Consider the following 16,334-nt stretch of genomic DNA (forward strand, 5'->3'; position numbering starts at 1 on the left):
GTGGTGGGGGCGGGGGTCCGCCGGGCCCGGGCGCGGCGGCCGGTTGGATGATCGGCAGCGACTCGGTTTGCGGCGGCCGACCGGCCGGTCCCCGGTGTCGTCCCACTTCGAAGATCAGCAGCGGCCCGTCCGGGTTCCCGATGTTGACGGTCTGGCCGTCGGTGATGTCGACCACCGGGACCCGCCGGCCGTTGGCATAGGTGCCGTTCAGGGAGTTGTTGTCGATAGCCAGCCAGCGGCCCTGCTCGAAGCGCAGCAACAGATGGGCGCGCGAGATCAACGGATGGGTAATGCGCATGTCGGCCCGTAAATCACGGCCAACTACAACGTCGTGGCCCGCCGCGAAGGTACGTTCCGACCCGTCGTGGCGAACGGTCAGCGTAGGCGGGGCGGGAGGGGGCATCGCTGACAACTTTAGCCGGTCGAGCCGGGGTTACGGCTTGTCAGGCGCGCCGGTCACCACGCAGTGGGTGCGGCGATAGATGGTCGGCATGCACTGATTGCAGTGCGTACACGCCGACCGGGTGTGCGCGCCGTCGGCCGCGATCCGGTTGATCAAGTCGGGCTCGGCCAGCAGCGCACGGGCCATCGCGACGAACTGGAACCCCTCGGCCATGGCGAGGTCCATCGTCTCCCGGTTGGTGATGCCGCCGAGCAGAATCAGCGGCAGCTTCAGCTCGGCGCGGAACAGCTTGGCTTCCCGCAGCAGGTAGGCCTCGTGGTAGGGATACTCGCGCAGGAACTTCTTGCCGGTCATGCGCATACCCCAGCGGATCGGCGGTTTGAATGCGGCGGCGAACTGCTTGATCGGCGCGTCGCCGCGGAACAGATACATCGGGTTGACCAGCGAGCTGCCGGCGGTCAGCTCGATCGCATCGAGTCCGCCGTCTTCCTCCAGCCACTTCGCGGTGGTCAGGGCCTCGTCAGTGCTGATGCCGCCGCGGATGCCGTCGGACATGTTGAGTTTTGCCGTCACCGCGATCTGGCGCGGTCCCTGGTCCACGGCGCGGCGCACGGCCAGCACCAGTCCGCGGGCCACCTTCGCGCGGTTGGCCAGCGACCCGCCGAACTCGTCGGTGCGACGGTTGATCAACGGGCTGAGGAACGAACTCGCCAGATAGTTGTGGCCCAGATGGATTTCGACGGCGTCGAAGCCGGCCTCCACGGCGAACCGGGCGGCCTTGGCGTGATCGGCCAGCACGTCGTCGATGTCGTCGCGGTTGGCTTTGCGGGCGAAGCGCATCCCGATCGGGTTGAAGAAGCGCACCGGGGCCAGGGCGGTGGCCTTGTTGGACTTGGCGTTGGCCACCGGCCCGGCGTGGCCGATCTGGGCGCTGACCGCCGCCCCTTCGGCGTGGACCGCGTCGGTGAGCCGACGCAGCCCCGGGACCGCCTCCGGACGCATCCACAGCCCGTTGCCTTCCGTGCGCCCGCCGGGGGAGACCCCGCAGTAGGCGACGGTGGTCATCCCGACACCGCCGGCCGCGGGCAGGCGGTGGTACTCGATGAGGTCATCGGTCACCAGCGCGTTGGGAGTGCGCGCTTCGAACGTCGCGGCCTTGATGATTCGGTTGCGCAGCGTCAGCGGACCGAGCTTGGCCGGGCTGAACACGTCTGGGGCTGCAGACATACCGGGAGCTTAGCTGGGCGTTGTAGGTCGGCGGCGGTGGCTGGCGCGGCGGCCATGCCAGACTGTCAGGCGTGGGCGCAATCACGCTGGACGGCAAGGCCACCCGCGACGAGATCTTCGTCGACCTCAAACAACGGGTCGCCGCACTGACCGAGTCGGGCCGCACGCCCGGCCTGGGCACCATCCTGGTCGGCGAGGATCCCGGGTCGCAGGCCTACGTGCGCGGCAAGCACGCCGACTGTGCGAAGGTCGGCATCACGTCGATCCGTCGCGACCTGCCGGCCGACATCTCCACGGAAACGCTCAACGCGACCATCGACGAGCTGAACGCCAACCCCGACTGCACCGGTTACATCGTTCAGTTGCCGCTGCCCAAGCACCTCGACGAGAACGCGGCCTTGGAGCGCGTCGACCCCGACAAGGACGCGGACGGGTTGCACCCCACCAACCTGGGCCGGCTGGTGCTCAACACGCCGGCATCGCTGCCGTGCACCCCGCGCGGCATCGTGCATCTGCTGCGGCGCTACGACATCGAGCTCGCCGGCGCGCACGTGGTGGTCATCGGCCGCGGTGTGACGGTGGGCCGCCCGCTCGGGCTGCTGCTCACCCGCCGCTCCGAGAACGCCACGGTCACGTTGTGCCACACCAAAACTCGCGATCTGCCCGCCCTGACCAGGCAGGCCGACATCATCGTGGCGGCCGTCGGCGCGCCACACCTGCTGACCGCCGACATGGTGCGGCCCGGCGCCGCCGTCGTCGACGTCGGAGTCAGCCGGGTGGACGGCAAGCTCACCGGGGACGTGCACCCCGACGTGTGGGAAGTCGCCGGCCACGTGTCGCCCAACCCCGGCGGGGTCGGGCCTCTGACCCGCGCCTTCCTGCTCACCAACGTCGTCGAGCTGGCCGAACAGCAATGACGGTTCGGGCCATTCTGGGGCGCGTGTTGCGCGCCCAGTGGCCGATCCTGCTCGTCGGGCTCATTTTTCTGGTGGCGTTCGTGCTGGCCGGTGCGAACTTCTGGCGCCGCGGCGCCCTGCTGATCGGCATCGGTGTCGGGGTCGCCGCCGTACTGCGGCTGGCCCTGCCCGACGAGCGCGCCGGCCTGCTGGTGGTGCGCAGCAGGGGCACCGACTTCCTCACGACGGCGTCGGTCGGCGCCGCGATGGTCTACGTCGCCTGGACGATCGACCCGCTGGGTACCGGTTAGAACCCCGGCAGCCCCGGAATGCCCGACAGGCCGGGCAGCTGCTGCAGACCGCCCGGAATGTTGCCGCTGGCGACGTCGGCCATCACCGACGGGCAGTACATCTGGATCGCGATCGTGGTGAACATGCTCGCCATCTCGGGCGACATGCCGTTGCTGCCCCGGATGCGGCTGGCCGCCGCGGCGAAGTTCCCGCCCGGCTGGACCAGCATCGGACACACGGACTGGCCGAGTGCTTCTGCGTTGATCGGGTCGCCGTAGTTCACGCCGGCATTGCTCAGCGCGGTGATGAACGCGTCGTCCACGGGACTCGCGTCGGCGGGGCCGGCGAACGCCGCGGCCGCGGTCAGCAGGCCCGCGGTTCCCGCCAGTAGGCGAATGGTCAGTGGCTGGTAACGCCATGGCTTCATGTCTGCTCCCTCATTTGTGTCGAGAGCACCCAGGACTCCCAGTGGCACTCCAATGAACGCTATGAACCTTTGTCGACGGTGGTCTCGTTCGGGACACGATGACATAAAGCTTTGGCTTTCGAGGCGTTTGTCGCTGGCCAGCAAACGCGGCATCGATTATCGGGCCTGCGGTTAACAACACGATCTTGTCACGCTGTTCGCGACACGTTGGCGGACAGACCTTTTGGCCGCCGCGGCGATTAACAATGCGGTTCATGATCTCTCGCCAGGCTTTTCTGCGCGGTGCGGTCGGTGCGGTGGCGACCTCCGCGCTGTTTCCAGCGGCACTGGTCAGGGCGGAACCGACCGGTGCCTGGAGCAGTTTGGCTTCTTCCATCGGCGGAAAAGTGCTGCTGCCCACCGACCCCGCGTTCAGCACCGGCAAACAGATATTCAACTCGAATTACAAAGCCTCGAGCCCCGCGGCCATCGTCGTGGTCACTACGCAGGCCGACGTGGAGAAGGCCGTGGCCTTCGCCGCGGCCAACAAGCTCAAGATCGCCCCGCGTGGCGGTGGGCACTCTTACATCGGCGCGTCGGCCGCCAATGGCGGCATGGTGCTCGACCTGCGGGGGTTGACCGGCGGGGTGAACGTCGACAGCGCCGCTGGCACCGTCACGGTCCCGGCCGGGACCACCTTGTCCGCGGTGCAGCAGGCCCTCGCCGGCGCCGGGCGGGCTATTCCCACCGGCAGCTGCCCCACGGTCGGCGTGGCGGGCCTGACGCTGGGCGGTGGGATGGGAGCCGATTCCCGCCATGCGGGCCTGGCGTGCGACGCGTTGCGCTCGGCCACGGTGGTGTTGCCGAACGGCCAGACGGTCACCGCATCCGCCGACGAGCACCCCGACCTGTTCTGGGGCCTGCGCGGTGGTGGCGGTGGCAATTTCGGGGTGGTCACCTCGATGACGTTCACCACCTTCGCCACCTCCGACTCCGATGTGGTGCGCGTCGTGTTCGCTCCGTCGGCGGCACCTCAGGTGCTCACCGGCTGGCAAGCGTGGCTGGCCCAAGCCGACCGCAACACCTGGGGGCTGGTCGACCTCTCCGTCAACGGGACGCAAGGGGACTGCCACGTGCTGGCCACTTGCCCGGCCGGTAGCGGCGCGGCGGTGGCCGATGCGATCAAGGCTGCCGTCGGGGCACAACCCACCGCGACCGAACACAAGACGCTGAGCCACCTGGATCTGGTCAACTACCTGGCCGGGGGCAGCGCGGCCAGCTCGCCGCGTGGGTTCGTGGCCGGCTCCGACGTGATCGGCACGATGACTTCCGCTGCGGCGCAAGCCATCGTGTCCGCGATCGGCAAGTACCCGCCCGCCGGGGGACAGGCGTCGGTGATCGTCGACACCCTCAGCGGCGCCGTCGGCGACGTGGATCCGGCGGCATCGGCCTTTCCATGGCGGCGGCACTCCGCCGTCGCGCAGTGGTACGTCGAAACCGGGAGTGGTCAGACCTCCACCGCGAGCACCTGGGTGGCCACCGCACACCAGACGGTGCAACAGTTCTCGGCGGGTGGCTACGTCAACTACCTGGAGCCCAACACGCAAGCGTCGCGGTATTTCGGGCCGAACCTCGCGCAGTTGACCGCCGTCCGGCAACGCTATGACCCGGACGGGTTGATGTACTCCGGTCTGACCTTCTGAGGGTCGTCCGAACGGAACAATTGCTCCGTCGGAACGCCGATGTGCATTCTGCACAAGGCTCTGTGCAGAATGCATGAGCTACCTAAATTGTTGGCGAAATGCGCCATTTCCCGCGCAGGATCCTGGTGAAATGTAATGACAGGACTGCTGGGTCGGGGGTCTCCGCAAGGACTGTGAAATCCGCAAGCAATGCGGTGTGCACATCCTGAAGGGATTTGGTCATGGAATTTCCGGTGCTGCCGCCGGAGATCAACTCCGCTCTGATGTACGCGGGCGCTGGGACCGGGCCGTTGTTGAAGGCGGCCCAGGCATGGCAACGGCTCGGCGCCGAACTGTGGTCGGCCGCCGCTTCGTTCGGTTCGGTCACGTCCGGCCTGACGGAGGGGGCATGGCAGGGTCCGGCCGCAGCCGCGATGGCCGAGGTGGCCGGCCCGTACGTGGGCTGGCTGAGTGCCGCCGCGGCCCAAGCCGAAACGACCGCTGCGCAGGCCAATGCCGTCGCGAGCGCGTTCGAAACGGCGGTAGCCGCCGTCGCGCACCCCCTGGCGGTGGCGGCCAACCGGAGTGAGCTGGTTCGGTTGGCGCTGTCCAACATCTTCGGTCTCAATGCGCCGGCGATCGCGGCCACCGAGGCCGCGTACGAACAGATGTGGGCCCAGGACGTCGCGGCGATCTTCGAGTATCACGCCGGTGCGTCGGTGATTGCTGCGGCGTTGACCCCCTTCGTGCACAACCCGACCGGGCTGGCGGGCACGGCAGCCGCTATCGGTGCCGCCGCCGGGGAGAGGGCGCTGCAGTTCAACGCCGGGATGGCCAACGTCGGCAACTACCACCTCGGCCTGGGCAACGTCGGTCAATGGAACGTGGGCGCGGGCAACCTCGGCGCACAGAATCTGGGGTTCGGCAACAGCGGCATCGGCAACATCGGATTCGGCAATGTCGGGAACGGCAACATCGGGTTCGGTAACGCGGCTCTTGGCGCCTTCCTCGGCGGCAATATCGGCTTCGCGAACACGGGCGCCAACAACATCGGTTTCGCAAACACGGGAAATAACAACATCGGTATTGGGCTGACTGGCGACAATCAGACCGGTATTGGTGGCTTGAACACGGGCACTGGCAATATCGGGTTGTTCAATTCAGGTACCAATAATGTCGGATTCTTTAATTCCGGCACGGGCAACTTCGGCCTGTTCAATGCAGGTGATTACAACAGCGGTTTCGGTAACTCGGGTCTTGCCAGCACCGGACTGTTCAATGCCGGAAATTTCAACACCGGTCTGGCCAATGTGGGCAACTACAACACCGGCACCCTGAACGTGGGGAGCTTTAACTCCGGTGATCTGAACCCCGGCCATACCAATACCGGGTGGCTCAATACCGGCAACATCAACACCGGCTTCGCCAACTCGGGCAACGTCAACACCGGTGCCTTCATTGCGGGCAACCAGAGCAATGGCGTCCTGTGGGTGGGTGACAACGAGGGACTGATCGGCTTCGCCAGCGGTACGCGTGTGTCCGTCATCCCGCTCGACTTGGGCATCTTTGGCGGCATCGGGCCTATCAGCCTGCGACCCATCCAGATCATTCCCACCATTCCGCTGAACATCCACCACACATTTTTCATCCCCCCGCTGGCCATTCCAGACATTGTGATTCCGCCAATCGGTGGTGGCACAGCTATCCCGATCAACATCGGGCCGCTGACCATGACGCCGCTCGAACTCATAGCCACACAGGCATTCCAGGCGAGTTTCCCCGCCGGGCCATTCGATCTGTTCGGGATCGTCACGATACCCCAGACCATCGATACGGCCGGTTCGGTCACCGGCCCGATACATATCGACACCCGACTCCCCATATTGAATGTCAAAGTCAACTGGAATACTCCGTCATTCACGATTTTCCCGAATGGCATCAGCGTGCCGAATGCTCCGCTGTCACTGCTGGCTAACTTGGGCCTGGGAACTCCCGGCTTCACCATCCCCGGCTTCAGTATTCCCGGACAACCGATCCCGCTGACGATTGACATCGACGGGCAAATCGACGGCTTCAGCACCCCCGCCATCACCATCGACCGCATCCCGATCAACCTCGGGGCGCACATCGAAATCGGACCCACCCAAATTCGGGGTCCGTTCAATCTTCCGGCGACACCCGGCTACGGGAACACCACCGTCGCTCCGTCGTCCGGCTTCTTCAACTCCGGGGCCGGCGGCACTTCGGGGTTCGGCAACATGGGCGCTGGCGTATCCGGCTGGATGAACCAGGCGCCGAACCTGCTGACCGGATCCGGCTCGGGTGCCTTCAATGCCGGGACCCTGCATTCGGGCATGCTGAACCTCGGCTCCGGGGTGTCCGGTTTGTACAACACCAGTTCGCTGCCGTTCGGAACGTCGGCATCGCTGTCCGGTATCGCGAGCATCGGCGAGAAGCTGTCCGGGGTCACCGCGGCCGGTACTGCGCTGAGCCGCGAAGTCATCGCCAACCTCGGCTGGGCCGACGTCGGCAACTTCAACGTCGGGTTCGGCAATGTCGGCGACTTCAATCTGGGGGCGGCCAACATCGGCGGGTCCAACTTCGGTTTCGGCAATGTCGGGGACGGCAACTTCGGGCTGGGTAATTTCGGTGGCGGCAATGTCGGATTCGGCAACGCCGGCCTGACGCTGGGCCAATCAGGTAACGGCAACTTCGGTTTCGGCAACGCCGGCAGCGGCAACTACGGCTTCGCGAACTTGGGATTGAACAACATCGGGTTCGCCAACACCGGAAATAACAACATCGGCATCGGGCTGACGGGCGACAACCTCACCGGCATAGGCGGCCTGAACTCCGGCAGCGGAAATATCGGGTTGTTCAATTCCGGCACCGGCAACGTCGGCTTCTTCAACACCGGAACCGGCAACTTCGGCCTGTTCAACTCGGGCAGCTTCAACACCGGACTCGGCAACTCCGGATCGGCGAGCACCGGCCTGTTCAATGCCGGCGTGCTGAACACCGGCGTCGCGAACCCCGGCAGCTTCAACACCGGCAGCTTCAACGCGGGCAACACCAACAGCGGCGACTTCAACCCCGGCAGCTTCAACAGCGGATGGTTCAACACCGGGCAGTCCAATACCGGACTATTGAACTCCGGCAGCCTCAACACCGGCGCTCTCATCAGCGGTCACGGCAGCAACGGCATGTTCTGGCGCGGCACGTACGAGGGCCTGATGAGTGCCTACGCGGACCTCACGATTTCTCGCGCGCCCATCACCGTGCACGCCATCGGTGGCGTCGGACCCGTGCACGTCGCGCCGGTGCCCATCCCCGCGCTGCACTTCAACATCAGCAACGCGGCCGTCGGTCTGGGACCGATCGACTTCGCGCCGATCACCGTTCCCGCGATCCCGCTGCAAGCTCTGGGTTCGGTGGACCTGGCGCAGGCCTTCATCTCGCCGATCGTCGCGCTCAATTCGCGCTTCGACAGCATCTCAGCCAGCATCGGATCCTTCAGCTTCAACAATCCGCTGGTCAAGATCGACAAGTTGGGCAACCCGAACGGCTTCTTCATCTCCGACCTCTCCCTGAGCGGAGTCACGATCAGCGGTCCGACCATCGGCAGCGACATCCCACTGGCGGTGAGCCTGAGCACCAACATCGTGCGCGTGCTGCCCAATGGCTTCTCGATCCCCGCCCAAACCATTGCGAACATCGCCATCACCGGTGGCAACGACGCGTTCACCTTCTTCCCCAACGGGCTCACCGTCCCGAAGGCATCCGGCGGCATCACCAACTTCTCCGGTGGTCTCGACGCATTTACCTTGCTGCCCAACGGGTTGACGATCACCACCGTGCCGATGACCCTCGACGCCAAGGGCATGGTTGGTGACATCCACTTGCCGTTCATCGACATCAAGCCGCTCCCGGGCTTCGGGAACTCGACCACCACCCCGTCGTCGGGCTTCTTCAACTCCGGCGGTGGCGGTGGCTCCGGTTTCGGCAACTTCGGTGCCGGAATGTCGGGCATGCTGAACCAGGCGCACGACACACTGGTCGGGGCGGGTTCTGGATTCGCCAACTTCGGCACGTCGGGATCGGGGCTGTTGAACGCCGGTTCGGGCGTGTCCGGTTTGTTCAATACCAGCGCACTGCCGCTCGGAACCTCCGCTTTCCTCTCCGGGTTCGGCGGCGTCGGCCACCAGTTGTCCGGATTGTTCACCGCCGGAACGGTTCTCAACCAGGGCAGCAGCATCCTCAACCTGGGCTGGGCCGACCTCGGCAGCGGCAACTTCGGCTTCGGCAACGTGGGGGACCTCAACCTGGGTGCTGCCAACATCGGCGGGCAGAACTTCGGCGGGGGCAACATCGGCAGCGGCAACTTCGGTTTCGGCAACGTCGGCAACGGAAACTTCGGGTTCGGCAACAGCGGTCTGGCAGCAGGACTGTCGGGCTACAGCAACGTCGGGTTCGGCAATGCCGGCACCGGCAACTACGGCTTCGCCAACTTCGGCGTGGGCAACGTCGGGTTCGCCAACAGCGGCAACAACAACATCGGCATCGGGCTGGCGGGCGACAACCTCACCGGCATCGGCGGGCTGAACTCCGGCAGCGGCAACATCGGGCTGTTCAACTCGGGCACCAACAACGTTGGCTTCTTCAACACCGGCACCGGCAATTTCGGGTTGTTCAACTCCGGGAGCTACAACACCGGCATCGGAAATGCCGGGACCGCCAGCACCGGCCTGTTCAACGTCGGCAACTACAACACCGGGCTGGGCAATTCCGGCCACTACAACACCGGCAGCTTCAACACCGGCACCGGCAACAGCGGTGACTTCAACCCCGGCAACTACAACACCGGGTGGTTCAACACCGGGCACGCCAATACGGGCGTGTTGAACTCGGGTGACGTCAACACCGGTGCCTTCATCACGGGCAACTACAACAACGGCATGTTCTGGCGGGGCAACTACGAAGGACTGGCCAGCCTCTACTACGGGATCACCATTCCCGAGTTCCCGATCCACGTCACCACCACCGGCGGCCTCGGACCCATCGTCATCCCGGACATCCACGTTCTGCCGCCACTGCACTTCGGTATCGACGGCAGCGGCAGCTACGCCTTCACCGTGCCCGACATCCCGATCCCGGCCATTCACATCAGCTTCGACGGAACCGGCAACATCAACTTCCAGGCACCGGCGACCACACTACTGTCCCCGATCAGCGTCAAAGGACAGTTTTTCGGGGGTCCGGTCACCGCCTCGAACATCACGCTGAACCCGTTCAAGGTGAACTGGGCCGTCCCGCAGTTTTTGCAAGATTGGTTCGGCCTTCCGTCATCTATCGGCATCGAGCTCGAGGCTCCCGTCGTCCTCAATTTCATTACCCTGGGCCAGCTGAACCTGCCGCTGGAATTCGCCAATCCGGCCATCGAAATGGATGCGATTTCGATCAGCCAGGCGCTCCCGATCGAGATCCCGCCGATCGACATCCCCGCATCTGTGATCAAGGGCATGTCGATGGCGCAGACCCTGCCGATCAATTTCTCCGCGGACATCCCCGCCGTGACCATTCCCGGGATGACGATCGCCGGGATTCCGCTGAACTACGACATCGCCACCACCGCAGGGCCTTACACACTGTCGATCATCGACCTAAAGCCGACTCCGGGCTTCGGGAACTCGACTACCCTGCCGTCGTCGGGGTTCTTCAACTCCGGTGCCGGGGGAGGCTCTGGCTTCTTCAACACCGGCGCGATGGTTTCGGGTTTGATGAACAACGCGTCGAGTGCGACCCTGGGCGTGCTCTCCGGTGTAGGCAACGTGGGTTCGCTGGTATCGGGTATGTCCAACGCCGGCACCGGCATTTCCGGCCTGCTGAACGTGAGCTCGCTGGACTTCGACACGACGGCGAACATCTCGGGACTAAGCAACCTCGGCAACCACGTCTCGGGCATCTCCTACCAGGGCCTGGTCGCGATACTCACCGCCCCCTCGAGCCCGTCCCCGATCTCGCAACTGATCGACGGTTTCTTCCACGAACTAGAGGCGCTGGATCCGGTAAACCTGCTGAGCCTGGGCAACGCGGGTGGCATCAACATCGGCTTCGGCAACTTCGGCGAGTTCAACCTCGGTGCCGGCAACGCCGGCGGCATGAACTTCGGTGGCGGCAATCTGGGTGGCGGCAACCTGGGCTTCGGCAACCTGGGCAACGGGAACTTCGGATTCGGCAACATCGGTGACGGAAACTTCGGGTTCGGCAACAGCGGTCTGGCGGCAGGACTGTTGGGCTACAACAACTTCGGGTTCGGCAATGCCGGCAGCGGCAACTTCGGATTCGCCAACTTCGGCGTCGGCAACATCGGCTTCGCCAACAGCGGCAACAACAACGTCGGCATCGGGCTGCAGGGAGACAACCTCACCGGCATCGGCGGTCTGAACTCCGGCAGCGGCAACATCGGGCTGTTCAACTCCGGCACCGGAAACATCGGCTTCTTCAACACCGGCACCGGCAACTGGGGGCTGTTCAACTCCGGCGAGTACAACACCGGCGTCGGGAACTCGGGGACAGCCTCCACCGGTCTGTTCAACGCCGGCAACTTCAACACCGGCCTGGCCAACGCCGGGCACTACAACAGCGGCACCGGGAACGCGGGCAACACCAACACCGGCGATTTCAACACCGGCAACACCAACACCGGCTGGTTCAACGTCGGCAACACCAACACCGGCATGTTCAACACGGGCAATGTCAACACCGGCGCCTTCAACTCCGGCAACTTCAACAACGGCGTGTTGTGGACCGGCGAATACCACGGCGTGTTCAGCTTCAAATACAGCATCGAAATCCAGCCGAGCACCATCCTGGACTTCAACGAGACCTTCAACTTCGGTCCCGTCACCATCCCGCAAATCGACATCCCGAGCATGTCGTTGTTCGACATTCACCAGGTCGTCAACGTCGGCCCGTTCACCATCCCGCAGATCGATGTTCCGGCGCTGGGCCCGGACATCCACCAGACCATCGAGATCCCGCCGATCGTCTTCTTCAAGAGCATCACCCTCGGTGGCGAATACATCTTCCCGATGATCAACCAGGCGGCGCCGGCCCCGCCGCCCTTCACCTTGCCCGTCATCACCGTCAAAGCCCTCGGTGACGTGTGGACGATCGGACAACCGAATGGCCTGATGGAACACGACTGGGCCCGAAAGCCGGTCACCGGTATCACCTTGTTCGGCGGGCCGAGCAGCGGATCGACCGGCTACACCAAGATCACCATGCCGACCATCACCATCCCGACCATCGCGAGCGACCCCATCCCGTTGAAGATCGATCTGGCAGGCGGGATTCCGGCGTTCACCTTGTTCCCTGGCGGCCTGAACATCCCGCAGAACGCGATCCCGATCAACATCGACGCGGCCGGTGTGCTGGATGCCATCACGATCTTCCCAGGTGGTCTGACCATCGACCCGCTGCCACTGAAGGCTGCGCTGAACATCACCATGCCGCACAGCAGCGTCACCCTCATCGACATCCCGGCGATGCCGGGCTTCGGAAACTCCACTGCCACACCGTCGTCGGGTTTCTTCAACTCCGGTGCCGGCGGGGTGTCGGGTTTCGGCAACTTCGGTTCTGGCGTATCAGGCTTCCTGAACCAGGCGCACACCGCGCTAACCGGAACCCTGTCCGGCACCCTCAATGTCGGCACGCTGAGTTCGGGCCTGCTCGATGTGGGTTCGGGGGTCTCCGGATTCTTCAACACCGCCAACCCGTTGGACTTCGGCACGCCCGCGCTCCTTTCCGGCATCGGCAACTTCGGCAACCACCTTTCCGGTCTGTCCGCCGCCGGAACCGCGCTGAACCAGACGCTGATGGCCAACGTCGGCCTGGCCGACGTGGGCAACCTCAACGCCGGTTTCGGCAACATCGGTGGATTCAACCTGGGCGCCGCGAATATCGGTTTGCAGAACCTCGGGTTCGCCAACGTCGGCAGTGGCAACTTCGGGCTGGGCAACTTCGGTGACGGCAACTTCGGGTTGGGCAACTTCGGCAACGGCAATTTCGGGTTCGCCAACACCGGCCTGGCCGCAGGGCTATTGGGCAACAACAACTTTGGGTTCGCCAACTCCGGCAGCGACAACATCGGGTTCGCGAACAGCGGCAACAACAACATCGGCATCGGGCTTTCGGGCGACAACCTGACCGGCATCGGCGGGTTCAACTCCGGTGCCGGCAATATCGGGCTGTTCAACTCCGGAACCGGCAACATCGGGTTCTTCAACAGCGGCACCGGCAACGTCGGGTTGTTCAACTCGGGTAGCTACAACACCGGCATCGGCAACACCGGAATGGCTTCGACCGGATTCTTTAATACCGGCAACTTCAACAGCGGTGTGGCCAACGCTGGGCATTACAACACCGGCAGCTTCAACGCGGGCAACACCAATACCGGCGACTTCAACCCGGGCAACATCAACACCGGTTGGTTCAACACCGGCAACTCCAACACCGGCGTGCTGAACTCCGGCAACCTCGGCACCGGTGCCTTCATGACGGGCAACGCCAGCAACGGCTTCTTCTGGCGAGGCGAGTACCAGGGCTTGTTCAGCTACGCCACCACCTTGCCGATGCCGCCGGTCACCCTCCTGGACATCCACGCCAACGCCTCCTTCGGGCCGGTCGTCATCCCGCCCATCCCGGTGCCGGTGACACACCTGCACCTCACCGGCAACGTCGCGATGGGCGCTTTCACCATCCCGCAGATCGACATCCCCGCTCTGCACCCCGACTTCAACGGGACCATCTCCTTCGGCCCGATCAGGCTGCCGTCGGTTGCCATCCCGGCAATCAACTATCTCGAGATTGTCCAGCACGTCGACCAGACGACCGGGTCGACATCGGCGATCAGCCCGTTCATCATCTGGACGTGGCCGAGCCAAGGCCACCCGCTCGACACAGGTCCCACCTACTACACGATCGGCGCGACCTGGCCGGGGCCCCACTTCGCGACGGGCAACCTGGTCACCTTCGCAGGCATTGCCGGAGAGTCCAATACCTTCTTCAGGCTGATTACCTCGGGATTCCATACCCCCGAAATCAACATCGGCCAAATGCTGGCCAGCGTTCAGGCCCCCGGCGTCATCGACCCGATCACTATCTTCCCCGGCGGATTGAACTTCTCGGCGGCAAACCTGTTGAACCTCAACCTCGATGCCGGCACCCGCGCGGTCAGCATCCCGGCGATCACGTTCCCGCAGATTCTGGGCAACGCCGACGGCTCGGTGTACCTCATCGGCAGCAACACCACGCTACTGCACATCCCGCCCACTCCGGGCTTCGGAAACACCACGGCCACACCATCTTCCGGCTTCTTCAACAGCGGCGCGGGCGGCGGCTCCGGTTGGGGCAACTTCGGTGCGGGCATGTCCGGCATCTTGAATCAGGCTCACGACGCATTGATGGGCAACGGTTCTGGATTCATGAACGTGGGCTCACTGCACTCCGGTTTGCTGAATGTGGGCACGGGGCTGTCGGGCCTGTACAACACCAGCACGCTGCCCTTCGGGCAGCAGGCGCTGCTTTCCGGCTTCGGCGACGTCGGCCATCATCTGTCGGGCATGATGACGGCCGGATCGGACATGAACCGGTCGTTGATCGCCAACCTCGGGTTGGCCGACGTCGGCAACTTCAACGTGGGCTTCGGCAACGTCGGTGACCTGAACGTGGGCGGGGCCAACATCGGCGGCCAGAACTTCGGACTGGGCAACGTCGGCAATGGCAACTTCGGGCTGGCCAATGTCGGCAACGGCAACTTCGGCTTCGGCAACTCCGGTCTGGCCGCCGGCCTGTTGGGTAACAACAACTTCGGCTTCGCCAATGCCGGCAGCGGCAACTTCGGTTTCGGAAACTTCGGCCTCGGCAACATCGGCTTCGCCAACACCGGCAACAACAACATCGGCATCGGGCTGCAGGGCGACAACCTCACCGGCATCGGCGGGCTGAACTCCGGTAGCGGCAACCTCGGACTGTTCAACTCGGGCTCCGGCAACATCGGGTTCTTCAACACCGGCAACGGCAACGTCGGGTTCTTCAACACCGGCAACTACAACACCGGCATCGGCAACGCCGGAATTGGCAGCACCGGGATCTTCAACGCAGGCAACTTCAACACCGGCCTGGGCAACGCCGGACACCACAACACCGGCAGCTTCAACGCGGGCAACACCAACAGCGGCGACTTCAACCCAGGCAACATCAACACCGGCTGGTTCAACACCGGAAACTCCAACACCGGCCTGCTCAACACCGGCAGCGTCAACACCGGCGCTCTGGTCTCGGGCAACTACGTCGACGGGCTGTTCTGGCGCGGCAACTTCCAAGGCCTGCCCGGATTCTCGCTCGAATACACCTTCCCGGTGATCCCGGTGGTCGGCGCCGACATCGTCGGCGGCCTGGGACCCATCACCGTGATCCCGCCCATCCACATCCCGACCATTCCGTGGTACCTCAGCGCGGTCGGCGGGATCGGCCCGGTCAACATTCCGTCCATCCCGATTCCGTCGATACACGCTTCGATCAACCCGGCCATCAACATCAGCCCCATCAGCGTCGCGCCCATCACCATCACCGGACCGGACATCACCATCAACTACAGCACCGCGCCCAGTTTCTCGATCTCCGGCGGAAGTTCAAGTTTCGTGGTCGCCGCCAGTTACGGTTTTGTCATTCCGGGACCGATCACGATCGAGGGCTCGCCGGCCGGTGTGAGAGTCGACACCCCTGGCTTCCACCTCGAGCCGATCCACACCCTGGGTGGCTCGCTGACCATCCCGGGATTCACGATGCCCACCGGTCCGATCAAGATCGGGCTGCCGCTGTCACTGACCATCCCCGGTTTCAACACCCCGGCCGGCGGGATTCCGTCGCTGCCGCTGGGCTTCGGCCTCGAGAGCGGCACACCGTCGTTCGACCTCCCGACGGCCGTCATCGACCGGATCCTGTTCGATTTGCACGCGACCAGCACGCTGGGCCCCATCGACATTCCGCTCGCCGGATTCGGCGGCACCCCGGGCCTGTTCAACACCAGCCTGCTGCCGTCGTCGGGCTTCTTCAACAGCGGCGGTGGCGCCGTCTCCGGGTTCATGAACTTCGGCAGCTCCGTGTCCGGCTTCCTGAACTCGGTGTCGACCGCGGCGGCCGGTTCGCTGTCCGGCGTCGCCAACTTCGGCACCCAGCTGTCAGGGATGCTGAACCGCGGCACCGACATTGCCGGGCTCTACAATTTCAGCTCCTTGGACCTGTTTGCATCAGCGGTGATCTCGGGCTTCCACAACTTCGGCGAGAAGCTGTCGGGGTTCTTCTTCACCAACGCGGGCCCGTAAACGTGGGCGTGCCCAATGATTCAGACGCCACGCACAAGGTGT

Annotated in this window: 7 protein-coding genes; 4 read left to right on the plus strand and 3 right to left on the minus strand. The window is 64.4% G+C overall.

Features of this window, described 5'->3' with window-relative positions; translation table 11 throughout:
- The coding region (locus tag A9X01_RS25605) for an FHA domain-containing protein (RefSeq protein ID WP_155772291.1) at positions 1 to 403 on the minus strand (403 nt) is incomplete at its 3' end.
- A 30-nt stretch (positions 404 to 433) separates the two neighbouring features.
- Entirely contained in the window at positions 434 to 1,630 is a 1,197-nt protein-coding gene (locus tag A9X01_RS25610; protein WP_065123395.1) for an NADH:flavin oxidoreductase, read from the minus strand.
- A gap of 71 nt (positions 1,631 to 1,701) precedes the next feature.
- Here A9X01_RS25610 and A9X01_RS25615 point away from each other — a divergent pair, with 71 nt between their 5' ends.
- Together A9X01_RS25615 and A9X01_RS25620 are read left to right on the plus strand one after the other, a co-directional pair.
- Entirely contained in the window at positions 1,702 to 2,547 is an 846-nt protein-coding gene (locus A9X01_RS25615) for a bifunctional methylenetetrahydrofolate dehydrogenase/methenyltetrahydrofolate cyclohydrolase (protein ID WP_065123396.1), read from the plus strand.
- The gene (locus tag A9X01_RS25620) at positions 2,544 to 2,837 is read left to right on the plus strand and encodes a DUF3017 domain-containing protein (protein ID WP_036353028.1); all 294 of its coding nucleotides are present in this window, start codon (positions 2,544 to 2,546) and stop codon (positions 2,835 to 2,837) included. The genes A9X01_RS25615 and A9X01_RS25620 overlap by 4 nt, the downstream gene beginning before the upstream one ends.
- On the opposite strand, the gene A9X01_RS25625 is transcribed toward A9X01_RS25620, so the two are convergent.
- Entirely contained in the window at positions 2,834 to 3,244 is a 411-nt protein-coding gene (locus A9X01_RS25625; RefSeq protein ID WP_065123397.1) for a DUF732 domain-containing protein, read from the minus strand. The genes A9X01_RS25620 and A9X01_RS25625 overlap by 4 nt on opposite strands.
- A gap of 254 nt (positions 3,245 to 3,498) precedes the next feature.
- On the opposite strand from A9X01_RS25625, the gene A9X01_RS25630 reads away from it, so the two are divergent.
- Positions 3,499 to 4,926 carry an FAD-dependent oxidoreductase gene (locus A9X01_RS25630; RefSeq protein ID WP_436405306.1) on the plus strand — a complete coding sequence of 476 codons (1,428 nt, stop codon included), beginning with the start codon at positions 3,499 to 3,501 and terminating at the stop codon, positions 4,924 to 4,926.
- A 221-nt stretch (positions 4,927 to 5,147) separates the two neighbouring features.
- Positions 5,148 to 16,292: a PPE family protein gene (locus A9X01_RS25635; protein ID WP_065123399.1), complete on the plus strand. Its 11,145-nt coding sequence runs from the start codon at positions 5,148 to 5,150 to the stop codon at positions 16,290 to 16,292.
- Positions 16,293 to 16,334 lie beyond the last annotated feature (42 nt).

It is taken from the genome of Mycobacterium asiaticum (genome assembly GCF_001668675.1).
Classification (GTDB): Bacteria; Actinomycetota; Actinomycetes; order Mycobacteriales; family Mycobacteriaceae; genus Mycobacterium; species Mycobacterium asiaticum_D.